The following is a 25,646-nucleotide window of genomic DNA, read 5'->3' on the forward strand; positions in this document are numbered from 1 at the left end:
GCCGCGGGAATATAGCCTCCAATTTTTTAAATACAGAGTATAAAAAATGACAGATTTAAGTAAATACAGAAACATTGGTATTTTCGCGCACGTTGATGCGGGTAAAACTACTACTACAGAGCGTATCTTGAAACTTACTGGACAGATCCACAAAACTGGTGAAGTACATGATGGCGAATCTACAACTGACTTCATGGAACAGGAAGCTGAGCGCGGTATTACTATACAATCTGCTGCTGTAACTTGTTTCTGGAAAGATCATCGTTTTAACGTAATCGATACTCCTGGACACGTTGACTTCACTGTTGAAGTTTACCGTTCACTTAAAGTATTGGATGGCGGCATCGGTGTATTCTGTGGTTCTGGTGGTGTTGAACCACAATCAGAAACTAACTGGCGTTACGCGAATGACTCAAAAGTTGCACGTATTATCTTCGTAAATAAATTAGACCGTATGGGTGCTGATTTTTACCGTGTAGTTAAACAAACTAAAGACGTTTTAGGTGCTAACCCACTAGTTATGGTTCTACCTATCGGCATAGAAGATGACTTCTGTGGTGTTGTAGATCTATTAACTCGTCAAGCATTCGTTTGGGATGAAACAGGTCTTCCTGAAAACTACTCTATCCAAGATGTTCCTGCGGACATGGTTGATAAAGTAGAAGAGTACCGTGAAATGTTGCTTGAAGAAGCACTAGGTCAAGACGATGACTTACTTGAAGCTTACCTTGAAGGTGAAGAGCCATCTCTAGAAGACATTAAACGTTGTATCCGTAAAGGTACGCGCACAATGGAATTCTTCCCTACTTACTGTGGTTCTGCGTTTAAAAACAAAGGTATGCAAAACATCCTTGACGCTGTTGTTGATTACCTACCTTCACCTACAGAAGTTGATCCACAACCTCTTACAGATGAAGAAGGCGAGCCTAACGGTAAATTCGCACTTGTTTCTGCTGAAGAAAGCTTTAAAGCACTAGCATTTAAAATTACAGATGACCGTTTTGGTTCATTAACTTTCGTACGTATCTACTCTGGTACGTTGAAGAAAGGCGATACCATCATGAACGCTGCTACAGGTAAAACTGAGCGTGTTGGTCGTATGTGTGAAATGCAAGCTGATGATCGTAACGAACTTACTTCTGCACAAGCGGGCGATATCATCGCTATCGTTGGTATGAAAGGTAACGTTCAAACTGGTCACACATTATGTGATCCAAAAGATCCAATCATTCTAGAAGCAATGGTTTTCCCTAACCCAGTAATCTCTATCTCTGTTACACCAAAAGATAAAGGTTCTACTGAGAAAATGGGTATTGCTATCGGTAAAATGGTTGCAGAAGATCCTACATTTAAAGTTGAAACTGATATCGACTCTGGTGAAACAATCCTGTCTGGTATGGGTGAGCTTCACTTAGATATCAAAGTTGATATCCTTAAACGTACATACGGTGTTGATTTAGTTGTTGGTGAACCTCAAGTTGCTTACCGTGAAACAATCACACAAGCAATCGAAGATTCTTACACACATAAGAAACAATCTGGTGGTTCTGGTCAATTCGGTAAAATTGATTACCGTATCAAGCCTGGCGAACCTGGTTCTGGTTTTGCGTTTAAATCAATTGTTGTTGGTGGTAACGTACCTAAAGAATTCTTCCCAGCTATCGAGAAAGGCTTTAAAAGCATGATGGATACTGGTGTACTTGCTGGTTTCCCTGTACTTGATGTTGAAGTTGAACTTTTTGATGGTGGTTTCCATGCCGTGGATTCATCTGCAGTAGCATTTGAATTAGCAGCTCGTGGTGCATTCCGTCAGTCTATCCCTAAAGCAGGCGCACAACTTCTTGAGCCTATGATGGCTGTAGACGTGTTCACTCCTGATGATCATGTTGGTGATGTAATCGGTGACCTTAGTCGTCGTCGTGGCATGATCGCTGGTCAAGAGCCTAGTGCTTCTGGTGTTCGTATTAAAGCTGACGTACCTCTTTCAGAAATGTTTGGTTACATCGGTTCACTACGTACAATGACTTCAGGTCGTGGTCAGTTCTCTATGGAGTTCAAAAACTACATGCCTTGTCCTGCTTCAGTATCTGATGCTGTGATTGAAAAAGTTAAAGCTGATAAAGCAGCGGCTAAAAAATAATTTCTGTCCTAAATTAGGATAAAGAAATATTTTTAAGTTGATAAACCCTTGCTATGAAAATAGTGAGGGTTTTTTTATACTTATATTAAATTATAGAAATGTTCGAACATTAACTTCATTAGCAGTAATGACTTCATGAAGTGGTCAGTTCTGCATGGAGTTCAAAAACTACATGCCTTGTCCTGCTTCAGTATCTGATGTCTAATACCCAGAGTAAGTCGAGAAAGTTAAAGCTGATAAAGCAGCTGCTAAAAAATAATTTCTGTCCTAAATTAGGATAAAGAAATATTTTTAAGTTGATAAACCCTTGCTATGAAAATAGTGAGGTTTTTTTTATGCTTTATATTAAATTATATAAATGTTCGAACATTAACTTCATTACCAGTAATGACTTCATGAAGTGGTCAGTTCTGCATGGGGCTCAAAAAAAACATGCCTTGTCCTGCTTCAGTATCTGATGTCTAATACCCAGAGTAAGTTGAGAAAGTTAAAGCTGATAAAGCTGCGGCTAAAAAATAATTTCTGTCCTAAATTAGGATAAAGAAATATTTTTAAGTTGATAAACCCTTGCTATGAAAATAGTGAGGGTTTTTTTATGCTTTATATTAAATTCTAGAAATGTTCGAACATTAACTTCATTACCAGTAATGACTTCATGAAGTGGTCAGTTCTCCATTGAGTTCAAAAACACAATGCCTTGTCCTGCTTCAGTATCTGATGTCTATACCCAGAGTAAGTCGAAAAAATTAAAGCTGATAAAGCAGCGGCTAAAAAATAATTTCTGTCCTAAATTAGGATAAAGAAATATTTTTAAGTTGATAAACCCTTGCTATGAAAATAGTGAGGGTTTTTTTATGCTTTATATTAAATTCTAGAAATGTTCGAACATTAACTTCATTGCCAGTAATGGCTTCATGAAGTGGTCAGTTCTGCATGGGGCTCAAAAAAATCATGCCTTGTCCTGCTTCAGTATCTGATGTCTATAGCCAGAGTAAGTCGAGAAAGTTAAAGCTCACAAAGCAGCGGCTAAAAATAATTTTTAGCTTTTCTCTCGTAATGAAAGTTGAGTGGGCTTTTCTGTTTTTATTGATATGATTTTTTATTTTTACTTATATGACACTTTAAACTATCCTCGCATCAATAATAAATTTATATTCAATAATAGGTAGTTAGTTATGATTTTTGGTCGAGTTACACTTAAGCAAAAGTTAGCTTTTTCCGCTAGCTTTGCCATTTTAGTTGGCGCTATATTAGTGATGACAATCTCTTTTCAAGGTTCACTCAAACGATTAGATATTGAATTAAATCAGCGTCTTCTAAGTAGTACTAGCTATTATAATCGGTACGTAAGTGACTGGCTTGCGGCAAAAGGAGAAGCTCTAAAGTCTCTACCCGCTACCGTCGAACTTGATCAATTAGAAAAACATTTACAGCAGCTACGAGTTGGAGCTGGTTTTGATAATGTATTTTTAGCATTTCAAGATGGTAGTCAAAAAAATGCAAATGGCGTAATTCTACCTTCAGGCAATGATGATCCTAGAAAGTGGGGGTGGTATAAAAATGCGATGGCTAAGCCACAGGCTGTCTTTATGGATAACCCAACAGTAGCAGCCGCGACAGGTGCAAATGTTGTTTCTCTTGGTAAAGCCGTTCAGGTTATAGGCGAAACTGCCGTTTTAGGTGCAGATGTACAGATCAGCGATATCATTGAGCAATTACAAAGTGCTGTTTTGCCTGGCACAGGTTATATGTTTATCGCAACCAATAAAGGTAATATTTTTGCACATGCCGATAGCTCGTTATTAAATAAACCGCTTAGTGCAATGGATCCTGAATTGAGCCAAGGATTATCAAATTTATCCTCCGCAAATGCTAAATTACAAATCATGACGGTGGCGGATCAAGAGAGTTATGTTTATGTCGCTCCTATTAAGGGAACGCGTTTACAAACGATTGTGATAATTAATAAGGAATCTGTTGTAGCCCCTTTAATTACAGCACTCTGGCAACAATTGTTAGGAGCATTAGTGATTGTTGCAGTTTGTTTGTTAGCTTTTAATCTATTTTGTAATTATCTCTTCAAACCATTACAAGGTGTATCTCGCGCTCTGGAAACGATTGCACAAGGTGGAGGTGACTTAACTAGACGTATTGATATTGATAGTAATGATGAAGTGGGTACATTGGGGAAGCATTTCAATCAGTTTATGGGTAGCTTACAAATGCTTATTCAAGATGTTTTTGCTTTGGCTGAACAGCTTAAAATAGAAGCGCGTGACAGTGAAGGGCGAGCTAATGAATCAGTTAAAGGGTTACAATTGCAGCAGCAAGAAGTAACTATGGTAGCAACGGCTGTGACTGAGATGTCATCAGCAACGCATGAAATTGCCGAAAATGCAGAGCAAACAGCACAGGCCGCTTATTCTTTAGCTGATTATGCACAACAAGGTCAATCAGAAGTAGAAAAAACACAACATTCGATTACCAACTTAGCTACTGAAATCGTTCAGGCAACTGATGTTATTAGTGCACTACATCAGCATGCACAAGATATAAATGGAATTTTAACAACTATCCAAGGTATTGCGGATCAGACTAATTTATTGGCTCTTAATGCTGCTATTGAAGCGGCAAGAGCTGGTGAACATGGACGTGGTTTTGCTGTGGTCGCTGATGAAGTGCGTGGTTTAGCGCAGCGCACCCATAGTTCTACTGAAGAAATTCAGAGTATGATCGGCACTTTGCAAACGAGCACTAATAATGCAGTGAAATTGATGAATAACAGTTCTTTATTAGCGAAAGGTACGGTGAATGATGCACAGCAGGCCGCACAATCTTTAGCTAAAATTAAGGACTCAGTAGAAGTGATTAGTAATATGGCAACTCATATCGCCACCGCTTCAGAAGAACAAAATCAAGTAACCTCTGAGATCACTAAAAATACTACATCCATTAAAGATGTAACTGATAAGTTAACTGAAGACGCTACGGTATCTAAATTACAAGCGAGTGAATTGAACGCCCAAGCTAATTTATTAAGTGCTAAAGTTTCAGTTTTCCATGTGTAATTAATAAGCAAACATCTCCTTACCCTTGTAAGGGGATGTTTGCTTATCCCAATATCTAATCGCAGATATTTTAAGCTTCGTAAGTATTCGAGTTAGGGGTTATATTTCGAATAATAATGGGCACTAAAACTACGCTATAGTTGTGATAAAAGCTATGCTGACAGACACTTAATTTACTTTGCTTTTAGCAAATCCTTTTGTCATGAAACGCGCATTACTTTTTGCCATCAATAGGCCATCTACATATAACTCACCTTCTACTTTATAAAGAGGAGGGCGAGAAGGCAGAACTTTAGCTGTCATCAAAATATCACTGTTGATCTTCATTTCATGTAAAAAACGAATATTCATATCCGCTGTTACAGCTTCAATATCTTGATTAAAAACTGCTTGGCACATGCTGCTATCTAATAATGCCGCTAAAAAACCACCATGCAATATACTTTCATAACCCTGTTGGTGAATTGAGCTTTTAAAATGAGCCCAGACTTGCTGATTAGGATCACTGTAAAAATCTAATTTCAAACCTAATACGGCATTTGGCCCACACAACATGCAACCTTGATGACTTTTTTTCTTGCGTACTAAGGTTAGTGGCTGAGGGATATTATTGTTATTAAGTGACTGTAATTCTTTTAATAATTGTGTTTTTTCTGAGTCATGAGTAGCAGACATATTGACCTCTATCATTCATTATTGACAATAAAGTAATTGGCATATGCTAATTACTTGGTTAAGATAACATATCAAAAGGTAATTGATAACTGATAACTGAAATTTAGAACTAAGGATTGATAACTGTAAATGAGACCTAAAATAAAGCGACATATCTGTGCTGAAAAATTTGCTAAATGCAGTCTATTTAAACCCAATGGCATTCCAGCAACTAAGCTAATCAAAATCAGCATTGAAAGTGATGAATTGGAGGCTGTCCGCTTGGTAGATATTGAAGGGCTTTCGCAACAGGATGCAGCCAAAAGAATGCAAGTTTCACGACAAACCTTTGCCAATATTTTAAAAAAGTCACGTTTTAAGATAAGTAATGCATTGATTAACGGTCATGCATTAGTGTTACCCAATGAATTAGTCAACCTAGATAATTAAGGAAAATACCATGATTTATGCTGTCGCAATGAGTAATAATAAGCTCTCTCACCAGTTTTCAAAATCTGAGAACTTCGCCTTTTATAATGAAAACAATCAGATAATAGCTGTGCATGATAATCCAGCTTTAGGCCTTAGCGGTTGTTCTGCAAAGTTATTGATTATTCAACTCTTACAAGAAATGCACTGCGATGTTGTGATTGTTAGAAAAGTAGGTGAGAAAACCTTAGCAAAACTACTGAATGCAGGTTTAAAAGTAGAGCAAGGTAATACAAGGGATGATATTGAAACATTATTGGAAAGTGCTAAATTACTTCGTCGTTCTTTAAATACACCTGAGCAAGGGGTATTGAAAAAAGCATCACATAAAAATGCTGGTGGTCGATGCTGTAGTCATCATTAGATAATATATTCGTTATTCATCAATTTTATAGCTTAGATCTACATGCTTCAGGCCTTGAGGATTTTTGCATTTTGAATGCTAAAATGTTGAGTTAGCTTTAAATAATAAGTGGTTTAGTTTATTGGTTTAAATCACTTAACTACTTCCTGCCCATTACTAAATAGAAACACGATTAAAGGGTTAAGGTCTTTTTTGCTTAATTCTCTTCACCTGTTTAACTTGATTGCTTTTTCTTCTATACTGCCTGCATCTTGTCGGAGTGCTAATGGGAATGTCCCAAAGGCTGAGACCACATTAAATAATTTTTTAATACATGGTACTAATCAGTGTTAACAAAATTATGTGGGATCCGTGGAACCTGATTGGGCTAATACCTACGAAGGGAACAAGTAGAAAATTTCATTCCATTGATCTTTTTTAACTTCCACACAAATTCGACAAGCACTCTTCTAATTTTTTATAAGCTTTTTATAATAAACAGGTAAAGAATGCTATGTCTAAAGATATTAACTCAACATTAAAAACAACCGATCGTAAAGGTCTATCACGCCGAGAATCACGCCAAGCTGCACAAGACTATATTCAAAATTTGAATAATGAGTCTTACCCCAACTCTGAAAAAATCTTTATCGATGGGGATATCCATCCTATCAAGGTCGCGATGCGTCAGATCCACCAAACCGATACGTTTGTTGGCGGCAGTGAAGATAATCCAGTTTATGAACAAAATGAGCCCATTCCTGTTTACGATACGTCAGGCCCTTATACTGATCCGAATACTAAAATAGATGTTCATGCGGGGTTACCAAAACTACGCCAAAGCTGGATAGAAGCGCGTGATGATGTTGAAAAACTTGACGGAGTGACGTCTGCGTTTGCACAAACACGTTTAGCGGATGATTCATTAGATGAATTACGCTTCGCAAATTTACCTAAGCCTTTGCGTGCGAAAAAAGGGCAGTGCGTAACACAAATGCACTATGCTCGTCAGGGTATTATCACACCAGAAATGGAATATATTGCGATTCGTGAAAACCAAGGCCGTGAGCGTATTAAATGTGAAGCATTACATTCACAACATGCAGGGCAAAGTTACGGGGCGAATTTACAGGAATCGATCACACCTGAATTTGTACGTTCAGAAGTGGCGAGAGGCCGTGCAATCATCCCATCAAATATCAACCATCCAGAATTAGAGCCGATGATCATTGGCCGTAACTTTTTAGTTAAAGTTAATTCTAATATCGGTAACTCTTCTGTCTCATCTTCCATCGAAGAAGAAGTGGAAAAATTAGTGTGGTCAACGCTGTGGGGCGGAGACACGGTAATGGACTTATCAACGGGTCGTAACATTCATGAAACACGTGAATGGATCATGCGTAATTCTCCAGTACCAATTGGCACTGTCCCTATCTATCAAGCTCTAGAAAAAGTGAATGGGGTGGTCGAAGATTTAAGTTGGGAAGTGTTTCGCGATACGTTAATTGAGCAAGCAGAGCAAGGGGTGGATTATTTCACTATTCATGCCGGTGTATTGTTACGCTTTGTTCCGATGACGGCTAAACGTGTGACTGGTATTGTGTCTCGTGGTGGTTCAATCATGGCGAAATGGTGTTTGACCTATCACAAAGAAAACTTTGCTTACGAATACTTCCGTGAAATCTGTGAAATTTGTCAGCAGTATGATGTGTCGTTATCACTCGGTGATGGCTTGCGTCCAGGTTCGGTTGCTGATGCAAATGATCAAGCACAATTTTCTGAATTAGAAATATTAGGTGAGCTGACTAAAGTAGCGTGGGAATATGATGTGCAAGTGATCATCGAAGGCCCAGGTCATATACCGATGCAGATGATCAAAGAAAACATGGATAAACAGTTAACAGAATGTTTTGAAGCCCCATTTTATACCTTAGGTCCATTAACCACGGATATTGCACCGGGTTACGACCATATTACTTCTGGTATTGGCGCTGCCCAAATCGGCTGGTATGGCTGTGCAATGCTCTGTTATGTGACACCTAAAGAGCACTTAGGGTTACCTAATAAAGATGATGTAAAAGTGGGGTTGATTACTTACAAAATCGCTGCACATGCTGCTGATTTAGCAAAAGGTCATCCTGGTGCACAAATTCGTGATAATGCACTATCAAAATCACGTTTTGAATTCCGTTGGGAAGATCAGTTCAATCTAGGTTTAGATCCCGTAACATCACGTGAGTATCATGACGAAACCCTACCGCAAGAATCGGGGAAAGTTGCGCATTTCTGCTCTATGTGTGGTCCTAAATTTTGCTCAATGAAAATTACCCAAGATGTACGCGACTTTACTGCAAAGTTAGATTCAGGTGAAATATCGATCAAAATATTAGATGAAACCATTGTTATGACGACAGAAATGACAGCGGAACAAGGTATGGCGCTTAAAGCTAAAGAATTTAATGACAATGGTGCTGAAATTTATCAACCAGCTTTTGTGGATAAAATATAAAGCTTAGATAAAGTATGATGGCAAAAAATTATCGGCGATTAGTCCTTTACTGATCGCCGGTTTACAAACAAGTTTAAGGTTAAATATGAATAACATAGTGTGGACAATAGCTGGATCAGACTCTAGTGCCGGTGCAGGGATCCAAGCCGATCTCTGTACATTTCATGATTTAGGGGCTGATGGTTGCTCTGTGATCACCGCTGTGACTGCACAAAATTCTCAAGCCGTGCAGTTAGTTGAAAGTGTTTCAGAAAAAATGTTCACACAACAGTTAGCTAGCTTAGCGGAAGATATGCCCGCTAAAATCATTAAAATAGGTTTGGTTGCAAGTGTTGAGCACGTCAAAATACTAGCTCAACAGTTAGCTTTATATAAGCAAACTTGGGCGCATAAGCCCTTTGTTATTTACGACCCTGTCGCCGTCGCTTCAACGGGTGATGAAATGGCTGAAGAGGGAATTCTTGAGGTCATTAAAAAACAATTATTACCGCAAATTGATCTTCTAACACCTAATGCAAATGAAGTCCTTACGTTATCTGGTCATGCATTAATTTCTGGTGAATCCTTTAAACCGGCAGTGGATAAGTTAATCAGCATGGGTTGCGCTAGTGTTCTGATTAAAGGGGGGCACTTTGAGCTGGTGGATGATATTGCACTTGATTATTGGAGTGATGGAAGCAGAGAAATAGCATTAACCAGCCCACGTTTAGATAATGTTCATACACACGGGACAGGTTGCACCTTAGCCAGTGCGATTGCTGCAGCAATGGCACTCGATTATTTTATTGAGGATGCTCTCGTTATTGCAAAAGCTTATTTAAACCAAGGTTTAAAAGCATCTAAAGCCCTGGGTGCTGGTGAAGGCTCTGTCGCTCATTGTGGCTGGCCAACACTAAGAGAAAACTTTCCTGAAGTCGTTTTACCTGAATCCTCTATTGGTTACGAACTTGACCTACCTGGTAACTTAGAAGCGGGTCCTGGTTTCGAGCCTTGTGATACGACTAAGCTAGGTTTATATCCTGTTTTAGACTCTGTGGAGTGGGTCGAGCGAGCTTTAAAAATGGGTGTGAAAACACTACAGTTGCGTATTAAAGATAAACAGCCTGAGCAAGTAGAACAACAAATTATTGATGCTATTGCGTTAGGTAAAAAGTATGACGCAAGATTATTTATCAATGATTATTGGCAGTTAGCGATTAAACATAATGCTTATGGAGTACATCTAGGTCAAGAAGATATGGATGTAGCTGATTTGCCTTTAATTGCCGATGCAGGATTGTGTTTAGGGCTTAGTACACACGGTTATTATGAAATGTTACGTGCAAGACAACTCAAGCCAAGTTATATCGCACTAGGTCATATTTTCCCAACACAAACGAAAGATATGCCTTCCGATCCACAAGGGTTAACACGTTTGTCTAAGTATGCGAACTTGATGTCAGATATGGCAACCGTTGCAATCGGAGGTATTAGTTTAGAACGTGCTCCAGCAGTATGGCAGACGGGAATTGGTAGTATTGCGGTTGTAACAGCAATTACATTAGCAGATGACCCTAAACAGGTGATTAATCAGTTTAATGAGATCATGTGCTAGTAGTGAATAAAGGATAAAAATATGTTGAATGACGACGAATTATTACGTTATAGCCGCCATCTTTTATTAGAAGATGTTGGAGAAACGGGTCAACAGGCTCTCAAGAATGCCAAAGTACTGATTATTGGGATGGGTGGGTTGGGTGCGCCTGCTTCACTATATCTTGCGGCTGCAGGTATTGGGCATATCGTGTTGAATGATTTTGACCATATTGAAGTCAGTAATTTACAGCGTCAAATCGCATATCAAAGTTCAGATATTGGTGAGTCCAAGGTTGAAGTGACTAAGCGTAAATTACAACAAATCAACCCAGAAATTAAAGTTCGAAGTATCAATAAAGAAATGCACGAGATGCAATTGACCATGGAATTGACCATGGCGGATTTAGTGTTGGATTGCACTGACAACATGGCGAGTCGACAGTTGATTAATAAAGCCTGTGTTAATGCAAAAGTGCCTTTAATTGTAGGCGCCGCGATCCGCTTTGAAGGTCAACTAATGTTCTTTGATCATAGTGAAGTAAATTCACCTTGTTACCATTGCTTATTTCCAAGTTCAGAAGAGCAAGCACTCAATTGTAGTAACTCAGGCATTATTGGCCCTGTGGTTGGTACCATTGGGACACTACAAGCATTAGAAGCGATTAAATACTTTGTGGGTTTGCCTTCAGGGATTAAAAATAAATTAAAGTTATTCGATGGAAAGTCACTAGATTGGCAAACTTTTACGGTTAATAAAGATCCAAAATGCAAAGTATGTGGACAGCATTAATCTGGTTACGCTCATTAAATTGCACTGATAGAAAAAGATTAATTGGATGGTAAGTAATGAAAATACAAATTAATGAACAAGTAGTAGAGCTCGCAGAGAATACCAATATCGAGCAATTATTAGCACATTTAAATAAACCCCTTATGGGCAGTGCTGTTGCGGTTAATCAAGACATTATCAGTCGCTCTCATTGGGCCGACACTATTCTTAACGAGGGTGACAATATCTCTCTATTCCAAGTGATTGCAGGTGGGTAAATCATGTTATTTGATGAAATGAATAAAAATGACCAATTAATCATTGGTGATAAAACGTTTTCTTCTCGTTTATTTACAGGGACTGGAAAATTTAACGACCAAAAAACTATGGTGGCAGCCTTAAAAGCATCGCAATCAGAATTAGTCACAATGGCGTTAAAACGTGTGGATATGCAACATCGAGATGATGACATTCTTGCGCCCCTCATTAAAAATGGCATGAACCTATTACCAAATACCTCTGGTGCCCGTAATGCCAAAGAAGCCGTATTTGCTGCAGAGCTAGCCCGTGAAGCATTGCAAACGAATTGGGTTAAATTAGAAATTCATCCCGATCCAAAGTATTTACTACCCGATCCAATTGAAACCTTAAAAGCAGCCGAAATGTTAGCTAATAAAGGTTTTGTTGTTTTGCCCTATGTTCATGCTGACCCTGTTTTGTGTAAGCACTTAGAGGCAGCAGGTTGTGCTGCTGTGATGCCATTAGGCGCTCCGATTGGCTCAAATAAAGGCATTAAAACTGGTGATTTTTTAGAAATTATCATTGAACAAGCCAATATTCCTGTGATTGTCGATGCTGGATTAGGTAGTCCATCTCATGCAGCATTCGCTATGGAAATGGGCGCCGACGCTGTATTAGTGAATACTGCAATTGCCGTGGCTGGCAATCCTGTGGCGATGAGTGAAGCCTTTGCTAGAGCGGTTCAAGCTGGTCGTCAAGGATATTTAGCTGGCTTAGGCGGACAAAGCTCACAAGCTATTGCTTCAAGCCCGTTAACGGCATTTCTTGAGGCAAGTCTATGAATTTCAGTGACAAAATAAAAGAGTATCAATGGGACGATATTCGCTTATCTATCTACGCTAAAACAGATACCGATGTACAACGTGCCTTATCAAAGCCGCGTTTAGATTTAGAAGATTTTAAAGCGTTAATAAGTCCAGCTGCTGAACCTTATCTAGAGCAAATGGCGCAAAAATCACAGCAGTTAACTTTGCAACGTTTTGGTAAAACGCAGCAGTTTTATATTCCACTTTACCTGTCTAACATGTGCAGTAACATTTGTACTTATTGTGGTTTTTCAATGCACAATGCATTGCGTCGTAAAACTCTCGACATGCAAGAAATTGAGAATGAATGCCTCGCCATTAAAAAAATGGGGTTTGATCATATCTTAATTGTGACCGGGGAATCTGAACGTAAAGTAGGTATGGATTATTTCAAGCAAGCTTTACCTGTTATCAAAAAACACTTTGCAAACATCACCATCGAAGTACAACCACTTGATCAAAACGAATACAGTGAATTGATTGAATATGGAGTCAACGCAGTATTGGTGTACCAAGAAACTTACAATCCAGTCACCTATGCTGAGCACCATCTTAAAGGTAAAAAATCTGATTTTATCTACAGATTGGATACGCATGATCGACTAGGTAAAGCGGGTATTCATAAAATGGGATTAGGAAGTCTGATTGGCCTAGAAGAATGGCGTACGGACTGTTTTTATGTAGCGGCGCATTTAAGTTATTTGGAGAAAAAATATTGGCAAAGTCGTTATACTATTTCATTTCCGCGTTTGCGCCCCTGTGAAGGTGGAATGGAAATAAAGTCAGTGATGAACGATAAAGAGCTAGTACAGTTAATCTGTGCCTATCGTTTATTTAACCCCGAAGTTGAATTGTCATTATCAACACGTGAATCTGAACACTTTCGCAACCATGTTTTACCCTTAGGTATTACCTCTCTAAGCGCTGGTTCAAGTACTCAACCAGGCGGTTATGCAGAGCAATCAGAGGTGGCATTAGAGCAATTTGAGATCAGTGATGAGCGTTCACCTGCTATGATGGCGGAGATTGTTAAAAAACAAGGTTATGAAGTGGTCTGGAAAGATTGGGATCATAGTTTAACTGCAAAATAATGGCTATTCCCGTTACCATTTAAGTGCAAAAATAATGTATTTTGATGAGTAACGGATATAAGGAAAATAAAGATGACAGAGTTCGAACAAGAAGAAGAGATTTATGCGACGTTAGTAGAAATTAAGCGTGAACCGATCGAGTTATATAAAATATTAAAAATTGAAAACCTTGTTTCCGGTGGTGGCGAAGCGAAGCAAGTGATCGCAGAAGGTTATGTTTCACTGAATGGAGAAGTCGAAACTCAAAAGCGTAAAAAAGTTTATGCGGGCGATCTGATTTACTTTAATGAACAATATTTTCAGATTGCCGTACAAGGTGAAACAGCTGATTATGAGTTTGTAGAGCAGGAGCAGCCGATTACGAATAATAATGGCAAACAAGATAAGCAATCAGAATTACCACAAGCTGCTAAAAAAAATCGAAAACCAATTAGCTTTTAAGGATCACAATAGTTAATTGTCGTTGATAAAAATTACATTTTTTTATTTATATTTCAATAGTTTAAATTTGAACCTTTTTATTTGTGTGATGCCGGTCACTATTTTTGTTTTTTATATCATTTTTTCATGAATTTCTTTGAAAACTTATATAAGTTAGGGGCGTTACTTAACAGGGACACGGATCGTCTACATTTTTGACTAAAGTAATGGTGCTTATTCGAGCACTTATCTCTCAAAATCATCAATAAAAATGATTCTAAACTATAGGAAAATGAATATGACATTCAATAAATATTTAATTGCCGTTGCCTCTGGTGCTATTCTCTCTGCTCCGCTTTCTGCTGCTACTATTTACAAAAACGATGCCCAAGAATTCAATGTAGGTGGACGTGTAGAAGTACGTGGTAACCTAACTGATGGCGAATACACTGATAAATCTCGTGTACGTTTGAATGTAAACGGTAAAAACAAGTTAAATGAAGATTTGACTGTTTTTGGTCGTTATGAATTTGAAATTAAAGAAAACAAAGATGACAATGAAGCAAACCTAACAACACGTCATCTTTATGTGGGTGGCGATACTCAATTTGGTACTGTTATTTACGGTCATCAAAGTAATGCCGTTACCTACCTAACTGACTTCACCGATGTAGCTGAAACGTTTGGTGGTTATATTAATGACAACACAGAAACATCAGCTGACCGTTCAAAGAACACATTACGTTACATCTATGAAGCTGATAAGTTAACTTTTCAGGCATCTGGCACTCAAAATGCAAATAATAACGCAGATGGTTTTGGTGTAATGGCTGCATATAAAATCTCGCCTGAAGTAGAATTAGCTGCTGGTGTAGCAAGCAGTAACCAAGAATACGGTAATAGTGCGGAAAAAAGACAATCTGATTCTTATATGCTCGGTGCACGATACTCAAAAGGTAATGTGTATTTAGCGGTTACTGGGATGACTGGTAATATTTCTGCTAACAATGGGGACGATACTAATCCAGATCCTATTGCAGATTCTGATTTTGTTGCTGCGGACGCTTATGCAGGTTACTACTTTGGTGAAGATAATGGTAACTTGGTCAATATTGGTTATAGCTACTATTCAGCCGATGACATCGCGTCGTTAGAGACTAACTTTGTTGCTGTTGAATATGCACGTTACATCGGTAACTTTGCTGTATACGGTAGTTACAAATTAGCACTAAATAACGATATGTCTGCTGGTAACGACAAACGTGAAAATGAACTACAACTAGGTGCTCGTTACGGCTTCTAAGTTATTGTTCACGATATAGTTCATTCAGAAAAGCACTCTTTTTGAGTGCTTTTTTAGTTTTAGTTGGAGATAATTAAAGATGAAATTTTGGAATGTTTTGAGCATCGCAATGGCCTGTTGCATAAGTTCACAGGTGTTAGCGGATATCCAGTTAACCATACCTTCACAAGTTAAATTACAGCTTGTTAATGGTGAAAAGTCATCTAGTGCCTCACCGGTATTATTAAAAAATGGTCAAAACCAAATCGCATTTCGCTATCAAGATCGTTATCGCGTAGGAGGAGATGATGTATTTTATTCTTCTGACATTATCATTATGACCTTTGCGGGAAAGAATGATAATTATGTGATGGCTATACCTAAATTAACATCACAAGCTGAACGTGATGCTTTTAATGAAAAGCCCAGTATTAGCTTAAAAGATAGCCAGTCACAGGACGTACTATTTGAGCAGGGAAAACTATTGAAAAACGGTATGCAGTTTGACCGCGATTTAGTGGCAGAAATGAAAGATTATAATCTGACCTCTCAACCTGCTTCATTACAACAGCGTATTACAATTATTACCACTCCAGGTACTCAGTCTGAAGTAGATGTTGCGGGTAAAATGTTAGATTATTGGTACCAGAAAGCAGATCGAAAAACGCGTGAACAATTCAAACTACGTATTAGTCAATAATATACCGTTTATGCACTCAGCTTGAATGCGAACAGTCATCGTAGATTAGGACTGCTTAAAGAATAAGAAAAATAAGAAAAATAAGAAAGATAAGATTGTTAAGCTGTGCTTTATTACCTTATCTTTCATGCGTTTAATATTCTCTTTTATCTGACCAACACTGCTATAAATTGTGTTTATAATATTGATAAAACGTCAGCACCTTGGAAACATACTTTTGTGTCTCCGGATAAGGTGGAATCTGACGTTTATATCGTCTTACAGCCCCTTCCCCTGCGTTATAAGCCGCTAATGCTAAATCCTTACTACGAAATTCTTTTAATAATGTTTTTAAATAAAGTGCCCCAGCAAAAATGCTTTGCGTGGGATCGAATGGGTCGTTAACACCAAATCGCTTTGCTGTTTCAGGCATTAGTTGCATTAACCCTTGAGCACCTGCCGATGATATTGCTTTTCGTTGATAAGCAGACTCCGCAGTGATCACCGCGTGTAAAAATGCCGGATCTAACTGATGTTTGTTGGCTGCATTAACAATAATCGGATGATATTTTCTCTGTAGCGTTTTATTACGTGGAATGGCGATATTGGTATAACTCTTAGCTTTCCAGTTTTTAAAACTAGGTGGCGCTCTATTGCTATCACTGCGAAGTAATAACTTATAATTTTTGTTTTCCTTCCGCTCGGAGAAAAATTTGTTACCACTTTTGTCCGTATACATATAAATATCGGCGCTTGCAGTGGATACAAATACACTTGTAATTAAGCTCAATAAGCAGATAAATGAAGGTAATATCAGCTTTAACTTTATCTTCATTTGAGAGAGTAATCGTGACTTTAAGAGATTTCTCAACATATTACTGAGAAACCTCATTATCACTATTGATTGGGTCAGAAGCCATCTTGTTAATACTGAGCTCATTACTACTTACATCTGCTTTTTGTGAATGTGTTGTTAAAGCCGTTGAAACTGGGCTTGAAGCTGATTTTTGTACTACATCTGCATTTTTTAAACCTTTATCTTTGGGATATAAAAATCGAGCATATTGTAATGTTTGAAGTGCTTTTTCTGGTTGTTCGCTGTGTTTATAAGCGAGATATAAAATATGAAAGTAAAAAGGTTTTGGAGAGCGATAAACAGTTGTCTCTAATTCGTTAATAATTTGTTTTATTTCTGCTTCATTACCACTTTGTATGGCGCCATTTAAGCGAAAGTTATAAAGGTGGAAAGTGAAATTCGTATCAAAAACTAATGGGTTAACAATATGCATTAAGATTCTAATATCTGGATTTTGACTACGTTCAAATGCGGTTATTTTTGCAATAGTAAATAAATTGGTCACCATAAAAATAGCAGTGAAAAGCGGAATCAAGGTGCCAGTAACACGCAGGAAAAAAGTCGGGGTAAAGCGTTTTTGATGCGTTGTTTCGGATTCGTAATCGACATAAAAAACCAATACTATCAATACCAACCAGTGTAAGGCGGAATGATAGAGGGGGTATTCTGTTTGAGTATGTACTGCAATCGGCACGACTAAAGCCAATAATGCTAAAGCTTTGTTTAACTTAAATGAGCACAATAAAAGTATAAAAGTGAATACTAGCAGTAATATACCCAGTATAGGGGCAACACCACCTTCAATTGCCCAAAAAAGTAGATCATTGTGTGGATGTGTCAGTACTGCACTTTCAGGTTTTGATTGGCCATTCTTTACTTTTTCAGCAGTTGTCACTAAATATGATTTTTCAAAACTACCATATCCATAACCGAGTAAAGGTTTTTCTTTGATCATGTCCCATGAATTTTGATACATCTGAACACGCGCACCACCTTCTTTCATTACTTCAATATTACGAGCGCCTAAGGCATCACCCTTCATTGAAGCAAAGCCGGTACCTAATATAATCGCCAGTACAAATAAGCCTAAGCGCTTTTTGTTAGTTTGCCATGCCCACGGTGCAATCAATACAAGCGCAATCGCAGTGCCTAAATAACCAGTGCGAGACATGGCAACGGTGATCACCCAAATATTCAGCATTGCAGTGAGTAATAAGAATATATGAAGCTTTTTATTGTCTATTCTCTGCAGTAAATAGCCACTTAAGATAAGTGTTGTCGCCATAAAGCTAGCTAATACATTCGGTTGTTGGAAAATGCCATAGGGGCGCCCATAACCTACGTTGTAACCAAAGTAGTTATCGGCGGATAATAAATAGTCCTGCATCAGGCTATAACAAGCTTGTATTAAACCTGCTAATACAACTAACAATAAGATCTTTTCAACTTGTTGCCGAGTGAAGTTAAATTGCTGCAGACTGAGAAACAGTAAAATGCCTGCAAATAGACCCAATAAACGCGTATAACTTTGATCTGCTAAGACATTGTTGGGGTAGAAAACAGGTACAAAGAATAATCCTAAGGCAATAAAAATAATGGCAGTATATTTAGAGTAAATTATTTTTTGTTGTGCACTTATTTTCCATAATCCTAATCCGATTAACAGAGAGAAAAATATCCAAACGACATTATTAACCGCAAGTTCTAAGCCACTTCCCCCTTGATTATGTTGAAAGTAATGCGCTCCGAATCCCATTAAAAGTGTAAAACTAATAAAAAACGTACGTGTTAATTTTTGTTGTAAATCCATTTATCTCTCATGTTTATTTAGGATTGTTTGTGATGCGATTATTTATTGAATCCAAATAATAAATAATCGCTATTGAGTTACTTCTTCTTGTCTAAAAGCGCTTTTAAGAATTGTCCCGTATAACTGCCTTTTACTTTTACTACCTCTTCCGGTGTGCCCGTTGCAATTATTTCGCCGCCGCCATTACCGCCTTCAGGGCCTAAATCGATGATCCAATCTGCCGTTTTAATAACATCCAAATTGTGTTCTATTATCACTAAAGTGTTACCTTTGTCGCGCAGAGTATGGATCACTTTTAGCAGTTGAGCAATGTCATGGAAGTGTAATCCTGTGGTTGGCTCATCTAGAATATACAGCGTTTTGCCGGTATCTCGCTTAGACAGCTCCCTAGCTAACTTAATACGTTGCGCTTCACCACCCGATAAAGTCGTCGCTGCTTGTCCTAATCGAATATAGGATAGACCAACATCCATTAATGTTTGTAATTTTCGTGCGATAACAGGCACCGGCTCAAAGAATTTAAATGCATCTTCAACAGTCATATCTAAGGTTTCATGAATATTTTTACCTTTGTATTTCACTGATAAGGTTTCACGATTATAACGTTGTCCTTTACAGGCGTCACAAGGCACATAAACATCAGGTAAAAAGTGCATCTCTACTTTGATCATGCCATCGCCTTGACATGCTTCACAGCGTCCGCCTCTAACATTAAAACTGAAACGACCTGGTTTATAACCTCTAGATCGAGATTCAGGTGTGGCTGCAAATAGCTCTCGAATTGGTGTGAAAATACCAGTATAAGTCGCAGGATTTGAGCGCGGTGTTCTACCGATTGGACTCTGATTGATATCAACCACTTTATCTAGTTGTGATAAGCCACTAATACTCTTATGCTTAGCGGCTTGTATTGTGGTCGCTTTATTGAGCTTGGTTTGCGCTAATGGAAATAGAGTATCGTTAATCAATGTCGACTTACCAGATCCTGATACGCCCGTTACACAGGTTAAAACACCAATAGGTAACGCTAAATCCACAGATTTTAAGTTATTTGCACTTGCAGCATTAAGTTTTACCCATTTACCAGTGAGTGGCGTTCGTTGCGCTGGGATCTCAATGGCTTTACGGCCACTCAAGTAATCGGCAGTTAGTGAGTTTTTAGCTTTTAATATTTTTTGATAATTACCCTGCGCAATTATTTCTCCCCCGTGGATACCAGCACCAGGGCCAATATCAATAATATGATCCGCTTGACGAATTGCATCCTCATCGTGCTCTACAACAATCACGGTATTACCTAAATCACGTAAATGGGTGAGCGTTTTTAGTAAACGCTCGTTATCACGTTGATGTAACCCAATGGAAGGTTCATCTAATACGTACATCACTCCCATTAAACCTGCACCTATTTGACTCGCCAAACGGATACGTTGTGCTTCGCCGCCTGATAAGGTTTCTGCGCTTCGCTCTAGGCTGAGGTAATTAAGGCCGACATTTACCAAAAAGCTGAGACGTTCTAAAATCTCTTTTAATATTTTTTCTGCTATTTGCGCTTTCTGACCTTGCAGTTGGATATTTCTGAAAAATTGTTCTGCATCTGAAATAGAAAGCTCGGAAATATAAGCAAGATTGACGTCATTTATAAATACATTTCGTGATGACTCTTTTAAGCGAGAACCATGGCAACTTGAACAAGGTTGACGGTTCATGTATTTGCTTAAATACTCACGCATGGCAGAAGATTCTGTTTCTTTATAGCGACGCGAACGATTAGGAATAACACCTTCAAAGGAATGCAGGCGAGAGACTTTATCACCTCTGTCATTGCTATAAGTGAAAGAAATTTTATCTGCACCAGAACCATTTAAAACGATTTGTTGTTGCTTTTTGCTAAGCGATTTAAAAGGACTTTTTACTGAAAAATCATAATGTGCAGCAACTGCTTGTATTATTTGATAATAGTAATTAGATTTACTGCTCCACCCTTCGATGGCACCATCTGCTAGGCTGAGTGAGCTGTCGGTCACCACTCGTGCTTCATCAAAATACTGCTCGACCCCTAAACCATCACAGGTTTCACAAGCACCAGCAGGGCTATTGAATGAAAATATACGAGGTTCTAATTCTGCAATGCTATAACCACAATGCGGGCACGAAAAGTTTGCAGAAAAGAGTTGTTCTGGGTGGTTATTATCCATGTCAGCTAATATCACAGACCCATGACTTAAGTCTAATGTAGTTTCAACGGATTCAGCTAAACGCTGCTTAAGGTCGCCTCGTACTTTAAAGCGATCCACAACGACTTCTATATTATGTTTTTTATGCAATGCTAATTTTGGTGGATCGCTTAAATCACAAATATCGCCATCAATGCGAGCCCGTAAAAAGCCTTGAGCCGCTAAGCTTTCAAATATTTTTGCATGCTCGCCCTTACGATCTTTGACAATCGGAGCGAGAAGCATCATTTTACTTCCTTCTGGGTGCTCCAAAATAGCATCTACCATTTGGCTCACGGTTTGCGCATGTAATGTGACGCCGTGAGTTGGACAACGAGGGTCGCCAATACGCGCAAATAATAAACGTAAATAATCTGATATCTCGGTAATAGTACCGACCGTGGAGCGAGGATTATGAGAAGTTGATTTTTGCTCAATTGAAATCGCCGGTGATAAACCTTCTATATGTTCTACATCTGGTTTTTCCATTAATGATAAAAATTGGCGAGCATAAGCGGATAATGATTCAACATAGCGACGTTGACCTTCTGCATATAAAGTATCAAAAGCTAATGAGGATTTTCCTGAGCCTGAAAGACCGGTGATCACAACTAACTTATCGCGAGGAATGGAAAGGCTAATATTTTTTAAATTATGCGTTTTTGCGCCGCGGATTTCAATGTTGTTCATTACTTCTCACTCGCTAATTATGTTGAATAATAGATATATTCTAGTGGGTTGAGGGTGTTATTTGTTAACCGATTTTCTTATTTAAATCATAATACACTGTGAATTATTACAGTGGTAGTCAAGATTGAGTCGGAGCAAACGCATATTTTTGAAAATATATTACTTGTTACTAAATTTTTACTTTAAAATCATCTTTTTGTTTTGTATTTTGAAGTTTAAAGCAAACCGGATGGTTTTTTATGTTACGTATTTTTTTGATTATATACTCACTTTTTTTGAGTTCTGTTTCTTTAGCCCATAACTACCAACCACTGCAAGTTGCAGAAGCTAATTATCTAGCTGAGAATTTCCCATTACATTTATATATTGATTACTCTAAATCAATGACCATTGATGATATCAGTGAACTTAATCTAGATGGAAATAACAGCACTTCACGCATTAATATATCCGTTGAACGTGCCAATTATTGGTTTGTATTTCAAATGCACAACCAAAGCGAGCAAGCGATAGAGCGGATCGTTAAGTTTGATGAAACCTTTCTCTATCAAGCAGATATTTACTATCGGGTTAAAGATTCGAGCTCAACTAAAAAGAAACATAAGAATACGCGATGGTTTCATGATCAAAGTGGTTTAGCTATCCCTGTTGCGGAGCGTAATATTCATAATCGGCTACCGAGTTTTAGTGTGCCATTACAGCCTGGCGAAATAAAAACGATATATGCCAAGATCAATACCGAGATTAATTTGGTGACTGTCGGGCTTGAGGTAAAGTCTCCCTATCAATATGCGCAGGATGAGCAAATAGAGATTGCCGGATACTGGTTATTTTTTGGTATGTCCTTGGCTATGTTTATTTATAATTTGTTCTTATTGATATCATTAAGGGACAAATTATATTTTCATTATGTACTGTACTGCGTTACTTTTATTATTTTTGTCTTTATGTACAGTGGCTTTGATCTATACGTCATTGAATCTGCATCAGTGCATTATTTATATATAATTTCAATTTCCGTCTCGTTTGTTTTTCTATTGCAGTTTGTTCGAACATTATTACAGACCAGCAGTAATTTGCCAAAAATAGACTTTTGTTTACAGTTCTTGATGGCATTGTTTATCCTGCAAAGTGTGGTTAGTGGCATTAACACTCATTATTATTATTTAATTATCTATATCGCCATGCCAAGCACTTTATTTCTATTGTTAGTAAATATCATTGCATACTTTAAGAAAGTACCACTCGCTAATTATGCTCTGTTTGGGTTGAGTTGGTATGCATTAGGTGTGTTTGCTGTTGCAGGCGTTAATGCTGGGGTTTTACCTTTTAATTTCTTTACTCGTTATGGCTTTATGCTTGGATCGTTGATTGAATTAGTTGTCTTCTCATTAGCCTTAGCTTATCGAGTACATGATTTACAAGTCAATAAAAGCACACTGTATTTGAATTTGTACAAAGCTAAATATCAATTAGAAAAAACGGTTAAATCACGTACCGCTGAACTAATTGCTGTTAATAAATCATTGCAACAATTATCGCAGGAGGATGGTCTTACTGGATTATTTAATCGTCGTTTCTTCGATCAAACTATTGCCAAAGAATGGATGCGTCTACAACGAGAAAAAGGCTCACTTTGTTTAATTCTTGCTGATATCGACTTTTTTAAGCAGTTTAACGATATTTATGGGCATCAACATGGCGACCACTGCTTGCGTATTACCAGTGCCTTGATCAAACAATCAACAACACGTAGTGCCGATTTAAGTGCGCGTTACGGAGGTGAAGAGTTTGTGATTTTATTACCCAATAGTAATGCAGAAGATGGCCGGCAAATTGCCAATAAAATAAAACAAGCGTTAAAAGAAAGTCACATTATTCATTCTCATAATCCAGGGGGAATTATCACCATGAGTTTTGGCATTAGCGCTGTAATACCAGATCAAAATAGCTCAGTAGAGCAACTTATTAAGCAGGCGGATGATGCCTTGTATCAGAGTAAAGAGAACGGTAGAAACTGTATTACTATTCATAACGAAAGCGTATAAATGGCTGATATTAAAGTCAAAGAAAAACTCACCTTGATCGATAAGGTTAGCATCATTAGTTATCGTGCTGGCATGATCTTTTTCACTATTAGCTTATTAATAATAGCGTTGCAGCAATTGTACTATCCAGTATGGTACAAACATGGCTTAGTGTGGATAGCTTTTTCGGTGTTCTTAATGGCGGCTAATCTACATATCTATGATAAAAATATTCGTTATATTCTAGTCACTAGTGCTTGGTTAGGTGTGTGGTTAGTTTCTTTAAGCTTTATTAGTAGCGGACAAGTCGCCACTCATTTAAGCCTAGGGGCGCTATTAATTTGTTGTGCAGGTGTGAGTTACAAAGAAAGCTTTTGTTTTTCATTAATGATAGTGAAAATAAATCCCTTATTATTGTGTGTTTTCTATTATGGGGTGGTTTTTTCAAAACCTATAATTGCAGCCACTTTTGCAATAGTGAGCGCACTGATCAGCGCTTACATGGCCTACAAAAAACTACGTATGCCGTTGCATTATGACCTTGGTGATCGCAGTAAATATCAACACTAAACACCAACATTAAACACTGTGGTCATTTATCCTAAAATATAGATTTTGACTGTTACTTACTTTTAGTCTGCTTTTTAGAGTTTTGCAGAGAAGATAACAAAAAAGTCGCAAAAGCGACTTTTTATAAATAACTGTAAAACCACAAAGGATTTATTCAGTAAGTAATATAACAGCATTCTTACCGCCATCATTCATACCATTATCAACGTAGTTATCAGCACCATCAGGAAGCAGTATTGATTCTTCACCTGCTTCAGAAGTTACTTTGTAAATAAACTGTAAACCTTCACGTTCTTCAGTTGAAATATTCTCAGCAACCTTGAATTTACCATTTTTAAACTTTTTCAGTTCAATGGCTTGCCATTGATTATGTTCAGACAACAAATCGATACTTGCTGCCCCGTTTGCGAGCTCTTTTGTTACTTCAAAGGTCACTTTAACGATTGGTTTATTTTTTAAAAATTGTTTTTTAATGCTCATACTTGTTGCTCCCTAAAGGTATTATCCTGTATTTAATTTACTTTAAACACTGTATAAATTCTAGTCATCTATTCGATGAAAGTTAATTTAGATTAAATTGATGGTTAATAATGTCCTGCGTAAACGCTTTCTTGAGGTAAAAACCACGAGGGCGGACTTTAATGAGTTGTCCTTGTGCACCATATGCATCGGTAACACATTGACCATTTGCTGCTTTTGGACGTAATTGTAATACTTGTCCATCCCGAGCACTAATCGTCTCTATCTGACCCAATGCTATTTTTTCCATTAGCTCGTCCCAGTCCTGCTGCATTAATTGCTCTTGTAATGTTGAGGCTGTCCATAAAAAACCGTTACCAACAATACGTTCTGAAAGAGGGATTTTTCGTTCACCTTGTACAGGAAGCCATAATACTTTGCTTAACTTATTACGTATATTACTGTTATGCCAAGTTAAGTGTGTTGTGTGTAGAATGGGAGTACTACAAACAAAAGTTGTTTCTAAAACTTTACCCTGACTATCAATGGGGATTGTTTTTAATTCAATCCCTAAGTGTTTGAAATCTTGTTCTGGTTTGCTGCCTGCCGCCGCACCCAAGTGCCATTCAATAAGTTGTCCAACCCAACCTTTATTTTTACGCAAGTTTTCAGGCACAATAACATTCGCAATGTCAGCTAATTCCGATAATGAATAACCAGCAATAGCTTCGCAATAGGCTAATAGTTCAGCTTCTGATTGGGGTGTTGGCCTCATAGGTACTCTCTTAACCGCTTAAAAACATAGACCCATTTATTATACGTGTTTTTTTTATTTGGGGTTATTCATAGTTGTAAAATGAACTTACACAGAGTTATGCACAATTTTAGTGGAT

Annotated in this window: 21 protein-coding genes and 1 riboswitch; of the genes, 15 read left to right on the forward strand and 6 right to left on the reverse strand. The window is 37.9% G+C overall.

The features are described 5' to 3' along the window. Positions 1 to 46 precede the first annotated feature (46 nt). Together fusA and GQR44_RS09995 are read left to right on the forward strand one after the other, a co-directional pair. The gene (fusA, locus tag GQR44_RS09990; RefSeq protein WP_166371686.1) at positions 47 to 2,140 is read left to right on the forward strand and encodes an elongation factor G; all 2,094 of its coding nucleotides are present in this window, start codon (positions 47 to 49) and stop codon (positions 2,138 to 2,140) included. Positions 2,141 to 3,315: 1,175 nt separating this feature from the next. After that, positions 3,316 to 5,208: a methyl-accepting chemotaxis protein gene (locus tag GQR44_RS09995; RefSeq protein WP_166371687.1), complete on the forward strand. Its 1,893-nt coding sequence runs from the start codon at positions 3,316 to 3,318 to the stop codon at positions 5,206 to 5,208. Positions 5,209 to 5,376: 168 nt separating this feature from the next. Here the strand turns inward: GQR44_RS09995 and GQR44_RS10000 are convergent, their stop codons facing one another. Continuing rightward, positions 5,377 to 5,883 carry a PaaI family thioesterase gene (locus GQR44_RS10000; RefSeq protein WP_166371688.1) on the reverse strand — a complete coding sequence of 169 codons (507 nt, stop codon included), beginning with the start codon at positions 5,881 to 5,883 and terminating at the stop codon, positions 5,377 to 5,379. A 129-nt stretch (positions 5,884 to 6,012) separates the two neighbouring features. On the opposite strand from GQR44_RS10000, the gene GQR44_RS10005 reads away from it, so the two are divergent. The 11 genes from GQR44_RS10005 (at position 6,013) to GQR44_RS10055 (ending at position 16,146) form a co-directional block, all read left to right on the forward strand. Next, on the forward strand, positions 6,013 to 6,312 hold the full coding sequence (locus tag GQR44_RS10005; RefSeq protein WP_166371689.1) for a DUF134 domain-containing protein: 300 nt from the start codon (positions 6,013 to 6,015) through the stop codon (positions 6,310 to 6,312). 10 nt (positions 6,313 to 6,322) lie between these two features. After that, positions 6,323 to 6,715, forward strand: coding sequence for a NifB/NifX family molybdenum-iron cluster-binding protein (locus GQR44_RS10010; RefSeq protein WP_166371690.1), 393 nt, complete (start codon positions 6,323 to 6,325; stop codon positions 6,713 to 6,715). A 245-nt stretch (positions 6,716 to 6,960) separates the two neighbouring features. Next, positions 6,961 to 7,117, forward strand: a riboswitch (TPP riboswitch). A 91-nt stretch (positions 7,118 to 7,208) separates the two neighbouring features. Then, a complete protein-coding gene (thiC, locus tag GQR44_RS10015) occupies positions 7,209 to 9,203 on the forward strand; it encodes a phosphomethylpyrimidine synthase ThiC (RefSeq protein ID WP_240923614.1) in 1,995 nt (664 codons plus the stop codon). 85 nt (positions 9,204 to 9,288) lie between these two features. Further along, positions 9,289 to 10,797 (forward strand): thiamine phosphate synthase, encoded by a 1,509-nt coding sequence (gene thiE, locus GQR44_RS10020; protein ID WP_166371691.1) that lies wholly within the window; start codon positions 9,289 to 9,291, stop codon positions 10,795 to 10,797. Positions 10,798 to 10,818: 21 nt separating this feature from the next. Beyond that, the gene (locus GQR44_RS10025; protein WP_166371692.1) at positions 10,819 to 11,568 is read left to right on the forward strand and encodes a HesA/MoeB/ThiF family protein; all 750 of its coding nucleotides are present in this window, start codon (positions 10,819 to 10,821) and stop codon (positions 11,566 to 11,568) included. Positions 11,569 to 11,624: 56 nt separating this feature from the next. Next, positions 11,625 to 11,825: a sulfur carrier protein ThiS gene (gene thiS, locus GQR44_RS10030; protein WP_166371693.1), complete on the forward strand. Its 201-nt coding sequence runs from the start codon at positions 11,625 to 11,627 to the stop codon at positions 11,823 to 11,825. A 3-nt stretch (positions 11,826 to 11,828) separates the two neighbouring features. Further along, entirely contained in the window at positions 11,829 to 12,629 is an 801-nt protein-coding gene (locus tag GQR44_RS10035) for a thiazole synthase (protein ID WP_205963031.1), read from the forward strand. Next, positions 12,626 to 13,744, forward strand: a complete 1,119-nt coding sequence (thiH, locus tag GQR44_RS10040; RefSeq protein ID WP_166371694.1) for a 2-iminoacetate synthase ThiH — start codon at positions 12,626 to 12,628, stop codon at positions 13,742 to 13,744. The genes GQR44_RS10035 and thiH overlap by 4 nt, the downstream gene beginning before the upstream one ends. A 72-nt stretch (positions 13,745 to 13,816) precedes the next feature. Further along, the gene (locus GQR44_RS10045) at positions 13,817 to 14,185 is read left to right on the forward strand and encodes an RNA-binding S4 domain-containing protein (protein ID WP_166371695.1); all 369 of its coding nucleotides are present in this window, start codon (positions 13,817 to 13,819) and stop codon (positions 14,183 to 14,185) included. Positions 14,186 to 14,462: 277 nt separating this feature from the next. Beyond that, positions 14,463 to 15,467, forward strand: a complete 1,005-nt coding sequence (locus tag GQR44_RS10050; RefSeq protein WP_205963032.1) for a porin — start codon at positions 14,463 to 14,465, stop codon at positions 15,465 to 15,467. 79 nt (positions 15,468 to 15,546) lie between these two features. Continuing rightward, positions 15,547 to 16,146, forward strand: a complete 600-nt coding sequence (locus GQR44_RS10055; RefSeq protein WP_166371697.1) for a DUF2057 domain-containing protein — start codon at positions 15,547 to 15,549, stop codon at positions 16,144 to 16,146. 163 nt (positions 16,147 to 16,309) lie between these two features. On the opposite strand, the gene GQR44_RS10060 is transcribed toward GQR44_RS10055, so the two are convergent. The 3 genes from GQR44_RS10060 to uvrA form a co-directional block, all read right to left on the reverse strand. After that, positions 16,310 to 16,999: a lytic transglycosylase domain-containing protein gene (locus tag GQR44_RS10060; RefSeq protein ID WP_240923615.1), complete on the reverse strand. Its 690-nt coding sequence runs from the start codon at positions 16,997 to 16,999 to the stop codon at positions 16,310 to 16,312. 1 nt (position 17,000) lies between these two features. Further along, positions 17,001 to 18,791 (reverse strand): PglL family O-oligosaccharyltransferase, encoded by a 1,791-nt coding sequence (locus GQR44_RS10065; protein ID WP_166371698.1) that lies wholly within the window; start codon positions 18,789 to 18,791, stop codon positions 17,001 to 17,003. Between the two features lie 77 nt (positions 18,792 to 18,868). Continuing rightward, positions 18,869 to 21,697, reverse strand: a complete 2,829-nt coding sequence (uvrA, locus tag GQR44_RS10070) for an excinuclease ABC subunit UvrA (RefSeq protein ID WP_166371699.1) — start codon at positions 21,695 to 21,697, stop codon at positions 18,869 to 18,871. 239 nt (positions 21,698 to 21,936) lie between these two features. Here uvrA and GQR44_RS10075 point away from each other — a divergent pair, with 239 nt between their 5' ends. Then, on the forward strand, positions 21,937 to 23,745 hold the full coding sequence (locus GQR44_RS10075; RefSeq protein ID WP_166371700.1) for a diguanylate cyclase: 1,809 nt from the start codon (positions 21,937 to 21,939) through the stop codon (positions 23,743 to 23,745). After that, positions 23,746 to 24,294, forward strand: a complete 549-nt coding sequence (locus GQR44_RS10080) for a DUF2301 domain-containing membrane protein (protein WP_166371701.1) — start codon at positions 23,746 to 23,748, stop codon at positions 24,292 to 24,294. It abuts the gene before it with no gap. Positions 24,295 to 24,444: 150 nt separating this feature from the next. Here GQR44_RS10080 and GQR44_RS10085 read toward each other — a convergent pair whose 3' ends face one another. Beyond that, positions 24,445 to 24,774 (reverse strand): hypothetical protein, encoded by a 330-nt coding sequence (locus GQR44_RS10085; protein ID WP_166371702.1) that lies wholly within the window; start codon positions 24,772 to 24,774, stop codon positions 24,445 to 24,447. A gap of 82 nt (positions 24,775 to 24,856) precedes the next feature. Continuing rightward, positions 24,857 to 25,528 carry a DNA mismatch repair endonuclease MutH gene (gene mutH, locus GQR44_RS10090; RefSeq protein WP_166371703.1) on the reverse strand — a complete coding sequence of 224 codons (672 nt, stop codon included), beginning with the start codon at positions 25,526 to 25,528 and terminating at the stop codon, positions 24,857 to 24,859. Positions 25,529 to 25,646 lie beyond the last annotated feature (118 nt).

Origin of the sequence: Psychromonas sp. SA13A, assembly GCF_011378715.1 — a bacterium.
Lineage (GTDB): Bacteria > Pseudomonadota > Gammaproteobacteria > Enterobacterales > Psychromonadaceae > Psychromonas.